The 9,157-nt window shown below is 73.6% G+C and carries 2 protein-coding genes; both read right to left on the minus strand.

What is annotated here, in order from left to right; genetic code table 11:
• Positions 1-1,715: beta-ketoacyl synthase N-terminal-like domain-containing protein (locus AB0B57_RS36615; RefSeq protein WP_357081003.1), on the minus strand; the 1,715-nt coding region annotated here is incomplete at its 3' end.
• Positions 1,716-1,718: 3 nt separating this feature from the next.
• Positions 1,719-9,128: a type I polyketide synthase gene (locus AB0B57_RS36620; RefSeq protein ID WP_357081006.1), complete on the minus strand. Its 7,410-nt coding sequence runs from the start codon at positions 9,126-9,128 to the stop codon at positions 1,719-1,721.
• Positions 9,129-9,157 lie beyond the last annotated feature (29 nt).

Below are 9,157 nucleotides of genomic sequence, written 5' to 3' on the forward strand. Positions count from 1 at the left end.
TGACCCGTAAACACAAACGCCACACCACCCTGCTCCACCGCCAACCCACCCACCACACCCGACACCACCTGACCCGACGCCACCGCCCGCAGGCCCGCAAGCAGGTCGTCCCGGTCAGCGGCGAGCACGGCGGCACGGTTGTCCTGCATCGCACGGGTCAGTGCCCTGGTGCGGGCCACGTCGAGGACCGCCAGGCCAGGTCGGGCCTCGAGGTGGGCCAGCAGGTCCCCGGCCTGCGCACGCAACGCCGCCTCGCCGCGGCCGGACAGCAGGACGGGCACGACCTGGGAGGGTTCCGGCGTGACCTCCTCCCCGGTCCGGTCCGGTTCCGGCTCGTACTCGAGGATCAGGTGGGCATTCGTGCCGCTGACCCCGAAGGAGGACACGCCCGCCCGGTAGGGGCGCCCCCTGTCCGGCCAGGGGGTTTCCTCGGTCAGCAGCCGGACGGCACCGGAATCCCAGTCGACATGCCGGGAGGGCTCGCTGACGTGCAGAGTCTTCGGCAGCACTCCGTGTCTCATCGCCATGATCGTCTTGATCACGCCCGCCAACCCGGCAGCCGCCTGGGTGTGCCCGAGGTTGGACTTCACCGACCCGAGCCACAGCGGACCGCCGTCACCGCGCTCCTGCCCGTAGGTGGCCAGCAGCGCGCCCGCCTCGATGGGGTCGCCGAGGGTCGTCCCGGTGCCGTGCGCCTCGACCAGGTCCACGTCGGCCGGGGACAGCCGTGCGTCGGCCAGCGCCTGCCGGATCACCCGCACCTGCGACGGGCCGTTCGGAGCGGTCAACCCGTTGCTTGCGCCGTCCTGGTTGACGGCGCTGCCCCGCAGGACGGCAAGCACCTGGTGGCCGTTGCGTCGGGCGTCCGAGAGCCGTTCGAGCAGCAGCACTCCCGCCCCCTCGGACCACCCCGTGCCGTCGGCGGACTCGGAGAACGCCTTGCACAGACCGTCCGGGGCCAGGCCACGCTGGCGGCTGAACTCCACGAACACGACCGGGGTCGACATGACGGTGACGCCGCCCGCCAGGGCGAGTGAGCACTCCCCCCTGCGCAGGGCCTGGGCCGCGAGGTGCATGGCCACCAGCGAGGACGAGCACGCGGTGTCGACGGCGAGCGCGGGGCCCTCGAGGCCGAAGGTGTAGGCCAGCCGGCCCGCGAGCACGCTGCCGGCGTTGCCGGTCAGCAGGTGGCCCTCGACCTCCTCGGGTGCGCGCCGCAGCCGCGAACCGTACTCCTGCCCGTTGGTGCCGGCGAAGACGCCGGTGTCGCTACCTTTCAGCGAGGAAGGGTGCAGGCCGGCCCGCTCGAACACCTCCCACGAGGTTTCGAGCAGCAGCCGCTGCTGCGGATCCATCGCCAACGCCTCGCGCGGCGAGATCCCGAAGAAGCCCGCGTCGAATCCGGCGACGTCGTCGACGAATCCGCCGCGCCGGACATAGCTCTTGCCTGCCCGCTCGGAGTCGGGGTCGTAGAGATCGGGGTCCCAGCCGCGGTCGGCGGGCAGCGGGGACATCACCTCCCGGCCCTCTCGCAGCACCTGCCAGAGGTCTTCCGGCGATCGGACACCACCGGGGAACCGGCAGGCCATCCCGATGACGGCGACCGGCTCGTGGCCGCCGTCCTCCAGCTCCTGGATCCGACGGTTCGCCTGCCGCAGCTCGGTGGTGAGCCGGTTGACGAAATAGCGCAGCCTGTCCTTGTCCTCATCGGCCATGGCTCAACGCCCCCTCTGGTCCAGGTCCCTGGTCTCGGATATTCCGAACTCTTTTTCGATGAACGCGAAGACCTCGTCGTCCGAAGCCGCGGCGATCTCGTCGTCGACGTCAGCCGATTCGGGTTGACCGACCGTGCCGCTCGGGGTTTCGCTCAACCTCGTGACCAGGACGCGCAGCCGGTTGCCTATGCGCGCCCGGTCGGCGGCGCTCAGGTCGGAGTTGGACAGCAGCGGCTCAAGCTCGTCCAGCCCCGCGAACACCGGCTCCGCGGGGTCGGCCGCGGCCGGCAGCACCAGCGAGCGGAGGTGCCGGGCCAGCGCGGCCGGCGTCGGGTGGTCGAAGACAAGCGTCGCCGGGAGCTTCAGGGCGGTCTCGCGCGACAGCAGGTTCCGGAGCCGAACGGCCGCCAGCGAGTCGAACCCGCAGTCCTTGAAGGCCCGGTCCGCGGCCACCGCTCCCGGTCCGGAGTGGCCCAGCACCACCGCCGTACGGTCGCGCACGAGGTCGAGCAGCACGGCGTCGCGGTCAGCGTCGGAAAGCCCGGCCAGTCGCTCCCGAAGCCGGGCGGACGCGTCGGAGCGCCGCTCCTGCTCCCCGTCTGCCAGCCGGGCTTCGGACAGCTCGGCGAACAGCCGGGCGGGCCGGTCGAACGCCAACTCGGAGACATAGGTGGGCCAGTCGACATCGGCGACGGCCAGCACCGGCTCGTCCCGGTCGAGGGCCGAGCCCAGGACCTCCAGGGCGAGATCGGCATCGAGGGCGGCCACGCCCCTGCGGCTCAGGCCGGCGGCGACCTCCGGCGCTCCCACGAGCCCGCCCCCGGCCCAGGGGCCCCAGGCCACCGAGGTGGCCTTCAGGCCTTCCGCGCGCCGCCGCTGGGCCAGCGCGTCGAGCATCGCGTTGGCCGCCGCGTAGGCGCCCTGGCCGGTGTTGCCGACGGCCGCGGTGAAGGAGGAGAACAACACGAACGCCGACAGGTCCAGCTCCCTGGTCAGATCGTGCAGATGCAGCGCGGCGCGGGCCTTGGGCGCGAGAACGGCGTCGATCCGGTCCCGGTCGAGCGAGCCGATCAGCGCGTCGTCCAGGACCGCGGCCGTGTGCACCACTGTCGTGAGCGGCCGGTCGGGCCGGATCGTCGCCAGCACCGAGGCCAGCTGCGTACGATCGGCCACGTCGCAGGCCAGGACCTCGGCCGTCGCCCCCAGCTCTTCGAGCTCGGCGACGAGTTCGGCCGCCCTCGGCGCGTCCGGCCCACGCCTGCTGACCAGCACCAGGTGCTCGATGCCCCGTTGGACCAGCCAGCGCGCCGTCCGGGCGCCCAACGCGCCAGTGCCTCCGGTCACCAGCGCGGTGCCGTGCGCCCGCCACTCCGGCGCGGCCCGCCCCGCCGCGACCGGCGCGTGCAGCAGCCGCCGCACCCGCACCCCGGAGCTCCGGACGGCGGCCTCGGGCTCATCCGTGTACGCGCCGGAGACGACGGCCAACACCTGCTCCCAGGTCCGCTCGTCGGTCGCGGCACCCTCGACGTCGATGAGGCCACCCCACCGGTCCGGGTGCTCGAGTGCGCAGACCCTGCCCAGGCCCCACAGCGCGGCACCGGCCGGGTCCGGCGCGACACCGTCCGCGCCGGTGGAGACCGCCGAACGGGTGAGGCACCACAGCGGTGCCGGCACCCCGGCCTCGCCGAGGACCCCGATCAGCGTCGCGGTGGCGTGCAGGGCCTCCGGTTCCGCCAGCCCGAGCAGGGAGATGACACCTTCCACGTCCCGCACGGCCCGGATGGCATCCAGCAGACCGTCGCCGGAGCGGAGAACAACGGCATCGGCACCCGCCTGCTCCAGTGCCCGGACGGCGGCACCCACCAACTCGGTCCGGTCCTGTTCCTGCGCGGCCACCAGCACCCAGGCCCCCCGCAGGGTGGCACCGGAGACCTCCGTACCCCGCGCGGGCTGCCAGTCGATCCGGTAGCGCCAGGAGTCCGTGACGGTCGCGGCCATCCGTTTCCTGCGCCACGCGGCCATCGCGGGAAGAACGCTGCTCAGCGGGGCCGCCGGGTCGACGCCGAGCGCCGCGGAGAACTCCGCCAGGTCGCCGCGATCGACCGCGTCCCAGAGGCCACTGTCGGCGGTGCCCGCCACCGGCACGTCGTCGTCGAGCCAGTAACGCTTGCGCTGGAAGGCGTAGGTCGGCAACGGCACCGTCGCGGAGCCCGCGCCCTCGAAGACCGGCGACCAGTCGATGTCGACGCCGCGTACGAGGAGCTGCGACAGTGAGAGCAGGAACCGCCGCATTCCGCCGTCGGCACGGTGCAGCGTCCCCGCCACCAACGCCTGGCTCGCCTCGCGCTCCTCCGCGACCGCCGTCATCCCGACGGCGAGAACCGGATGCGGGCTCACCTCGACCATGATCTGGTGCCCCTCGTCGAGCAGCGCGCCGACGGCCGACGCGAACTGGACGCTCTGCCGCAGGTTGCGGTACCAGTACTCGGCGGTCAGCGAGGCACCGTCGCGCTCGACCCACCGACCGTCCACCGTGGAGTAGAACGGCACCGTCGCGGGCAGCGGCCGCAGATCGCCCAGCACCTCGATCAGGCGCGCACGGATCCCCTCGACCTGAGCCGAATGGGAGGCGTAGTCCACCGCCACCCGGTTCGCCCAGACGCCCCGGGCCTCGCACGCCGCGAGAAACTCCTCCAGGGCCACCGCCTCGCCGGCGACCACGACCGAGCGGGGGCCGTTGGCCGCCGCCAGCGAGAGGCGGTCCGCCCAGGGCGTCAGGAAGTCCGCACACTCCTGTGGTGCCAGGGTGGCGGTCGCCATTGCGCCGCCTCCGGCCAAAGATTCCCCGATCAGCCGGCTGCGCAGGGCCGCCACCTTCGCGCCGTCGCTCAGGGAGAGGATTCCGGCCACGCAGGCGGCCGCGATCTCGCCCTGGCTGTGACCGACGACCGCCGCCGGCCGCACGCCGAACGAGCGCCACAGCTCGGCCAGGGAGACCATCACCGCCCAGAGCGCGGGCTGGACGACGTCCACCCGGTCCAGCGGAGGCGCTCCCTCGGCACCGCGCACCACGTCGAGCAGCGACCAGTCCGTGAACGGCGCCAGCGCCGCCGCGCACTCGGCCATCCGCGCGGCGAACACCGGCGACTCGTCGAGCAGTTCCACGGCCATCCCGGCCCACTGCGACCCCTGCCCGGGGAAGACGAACACCGGGCCGGACGGCGCGGTACCGGAGCCGTACACGATCTCCTCGTGCTCCTCGCCGCGAGCCCAGGCGCGCAGCGCCGCCGGGTCGGTCCCGGACGCGACGGCGACGGCACGGTGCTCGAAACGCGTACGGGTGGCCACCAACGACCTGGCCACGGCAGCCATCGAGAGGTCGGGACGGTCCTCGAGAAATGTCGCGAGCCGCCCGGCCTGCGCCCGCAGCGCCTCCTCGGACCGGGCGGACAGCACCAGCGGGAGGGTTGACACCGGCGAGTCCCCCGTGGGCGTCTCCTCGTGCGGTGGGCCCTGTTCGAGGATCACGTGCGCGTTCGTACCGGAGACGCCGAACGCCGACACCCCGGCCCGGCGCGGACGTCCCGTCTCGGGCCATGGCCGGGCCTCGGTCAGCAGTTCCACGGCTCCCGCCGACCAGTCGACGTTCGGGGACGGGTCGTCGACGTGCAGGGTCTTCGGGAGGACGCCGTGCTCCAGCGCCTTCACCATCTTGATCACGCCCGCGACACCCGCCGCCGCCTGGGCGTGGCCGATGTTCGACTTCAGCGAGCCCAGCCAGAGCGGACGGTCCGCCGGGCGGTCCTGCCCGTAGGTGGCCAGCAGCGCGCCCGCCTCGATCGGGTCGCCCAGCCTGGTGCCGGTGCCGTGCGCCTCGACCGCGTCCACGTCGGCCGCGGTCAGCCCGCCGTCGGCGAGAGCCTGCCCGATCACCCGCTGCTGGGACGGGCCGTTCGGCGCGGTCAGGCCGTTGCTCGCACCGTCCTGGTTGACAGCCGAACCACGGACCACGGCGAGCACCCGGTGCCCGTCACGACGCGCCTGCGCGAGGGGCTGGAGCAGGAGCATGCCCGCGCCCTCGGCCCAGATGGTGCCGTCGGCCGCGGCGGCGAACGACTTGGCCCGGCCGTCGGGGGCGAGCCCGCGCTGGCGGCTGAACTCGACGAACATGCCGGGATTCGCCATGATCGTCACTCCGCCGACCAGGGCACGGGAGCACTCACCCCGGCGCAGCGCCTGCACCGCCAGGTGAAGTGCGACAAGCGACGACGAGCAGGCGGTGTCGACGGTGACGGCCGGGCCTTCCAGGCCGAAGGTGTACGCGAGCCGGCCGGACGCGACGCTCGCGGTGTTGCCGGTGAGCAGGTAGCCCTCCACCTCTTCGGTCGCGCGGTGCAGCCGCGGCCCGTACTCCTGCGCGGCGGCGCCCACGAACACGCCGGTCCGGCTGCCGCGCAGCGACGTCGGGTCGATGCCCGCCCGCTCGAACGTCTCCCAGGCGGTCTCTAGCAGCAGCCGCTGTTGCGGATCCATCGCGAGCGCCTCACGCGGGGCGATGCCGAAGAACTCGGCGTCGAACTCGTCCGCGTCGTGGACGAAGCCGCCTTCGCGGGCGTAGCTCGTCCGCGCCTTGTCGGGATCCGGGTGGTAGACGCCCTCGTTGTCCCAGCCTCGGTTGGCCGGGAACGGCGAGATCCCATCGACGCCATCCGCCAGCAGTCGCCACAGATCCTCCGGGGTCGCCGCGCCACCGGGAAGACGGCAGCTCATCGCGACGATCGCGATCTGTTCTGCGCTCACCGCGACTGGCACGGTCGGTGCCTGCGTCCCCGTCGTGCCGGCGAGCAGGGCACCGAGATGCTCGGCCAGGGCCTCCGGTGTGGGATGGTCGAAGACGATCGTGGGCGGGAGCGCCATCCCGGTCTCGGCCGCCAGCCGGTTGCGGAGCTCCACCGCGGTGAGCGAGTCGAGCCCGAGATCCTGGAAGGCCCGGTCCACCGGCACACCCGCCGACGAGGCGTGTCCCAGCACCAGGGCGACCTGGTCGCGGACGAGTGTCGACACCGCCACGGTCCGCTCGACGTCGGGCAGCGCGGCGAGCCTGCGCAGCAGTTGCGAGGACGCCCCGGCACCGCGCCTCGCACGGGTGGGCAGCAGGCCGCGGAACACCGACGGCACGTCGTCTGGGCGCCCACCTCCCAGATCCATGGCGAGGGCGGCCACGACCGGCTCGTCCTGACCGAGCGCGGCGTCGAAGAGGGCGAGCGCGACGTCGGTGGCCAGCGGACGCAGCCCGCGGGCGGCGATCCTCGCCCGCGCGGCCGCCGTCAGGCCCCCGGCCATGCCTCCCTCGTCGGCCCAGGGCCCCCAGAGCAGCGAGAGCGCGGCCAGCCCCTCAGCCCTGCGGCGCACGGCCAGCGCGTCGAGGAACACGTTCGCCGCCGCGTATCCCGCCTGCCCGGCGCTGCCCGCCAGGCCCGCGATCGAGGAGCACAGGACGAAGAAGTCGAGCGCGTGGTCCCGGGTCAGTTCGTGCAGGTGCCAGGCCGCGTCCGCCTTGGCGGCGAGGACACCGTCGATCCTCGCGTGGTTCAGCGAGGCGACAGCTCCGTCGTCCACGACTCCGGCGGCGTGCACCACCCCGGTCAGGGGACGGTCCGGTGGGATCGTCGCGATCAGCCCGGCGAGGGCCTCGCGGTCCGTCACATCGCAGGCGGCCACCTCGACCGTGACGGCGCCGAGCCGGTCCAGCTCCGCCGTCAGCGCAGTTGCCGCGGGGGCCTGCGGACCGCTGCGACTGATCAGCAGCAGGTGCCGGGCTCCGTGCTCGGTCACCAGGTGGCGGGCCAGCGCCGAGCCCAGGGCGCCGGTGCCTCCGGTGACGAGGACCGTGCCGTCGCGCGGGTCGGCGCCGGGCGAGGCTGGCCGCGCGTCGGCGCGTACCAGTCTCGGGACGAGAGGGACGGAGCCGTCGCGGACGGCCAACCGCGGTTCCCCCGCGGCGAGCACTGTCGCGAGCATCCGCGCCGACAGACGCCGGTCGCCGGTGTCGACCAGGATGATCCGTCCCGGGTGCTCGGCCTGCACCGACCCGGCGAGGCCCCACACCACCGCCGCCTCCGGGTCGGGCAGCTCGTCTCCGACGGCGACAGCGCCTCGGGTCAGCAGGACGAGCCGGGCGGCGTCGAAGCGACTGTCGCCGAGCCACTCCTGAACGAGGTCGAGGGTCCGATGCGCCGCCTCCCGCGCCGATGCGGCCGGGCTGCCAGCCGGGCGCAGGAGGAGCGGTGCCAGCACCACCGCTGGCTCGCCGGTCACCGAGGCGAGGTCCGCGAAGACCTCGACCGGCGCGTCCTCCTCGGCGAGGGCTGACGCCTCGGGGGCCACGACGACGACGCGGCCATCCGGTGGTGCCTCGGCTGCCGTGCCGGGTTCGAGGTCCCGCCAGGTGAGGGTGTGCAGGGCACCGTCCCGACCGGTCCGTGCGGCACCGCGGAGCTGGGCCGCCGCGACCTGCCGGAGCACGAGCGAGCCGATCGACAGCACCGGACGGCCGGTGGCGTCGGCCACCGCGACGGCCACCGTGTCCTGTCCGGCCCGCACGATGCGCAGGCGCAGGCTGGAGGCGCCGGCGGAGTGCAGCCGCACGCCAGTCCAGCTGAACGGCAGCCTGGCCTGGTCCGGGTCCTGCTCCAGGTCGTGATTGACGAAACCGAGCCGCATGGCCTGCAGGCCGCTGTCCAGCAGGGCGGGGTGCACGCCGTACCCGGCCACGCTCGGACCCTGTGCCGGGTCGACCTCGACGAACAGTTCGGCGCCACGTCGCCAGGCCGCGCTCAGCCCCTCGAACGCCGGGCCGTAGCGGAACGCGGTGCCGTCGAGGTCGTCGTAGAAGCTCCGCACATCGACAGGCGTGGCACCCGGGGGCGGCCACGAGGCGAGGTCCGGATGGTCGTCCGGCGTGTCGTCGGGGGCGAGGACTCCCCGCGCGTGGCAGGTCCACGGCTCTTCGCCGCGGCGAGAGTGGAGCGTGAGGGTGCGGCGGCCGGAGTCCTCGGGGACGCCGACGGTCAGCTGGAGGGCCAGTTCGCCGTCCTCCGGGAGGATCAGCGGCGCCTCGTGGGTGAGTTCGTCGAGCCGCTCACACCCGACCTGTTCGCCGGCCTGCAGCGCCAGTTCCAGATAGGCCGTGCCGGGCAGGACGACCTGGCCCAGCACCGTGTGGTCGGCGAGCCAGGGGTGGGTGCGCAGGGACAGCTTGCCGGTCAGCACCAGCCCGTCGGACTCGGCAAGCCCCACCGCCGCACCGAGCAACGGATGGTCCGCCGAACGCAACCCCATCGCGGCGACATCACCCACATCCGGGCCCGACTCCAACCAGAAACGACTGCGTTGGAACGGATACGTCGGCAAATCAACAACCCGACCACCAGCAACAGCGA

The organism is Micromonospora sp. NPDC049101 (assembly GCF_040648675.1).
Lineage (GTDB): Bacteria > Actinomycetota > Actinomycetes > Mycobacteriales > Micromonosporaceae > Micromonospora.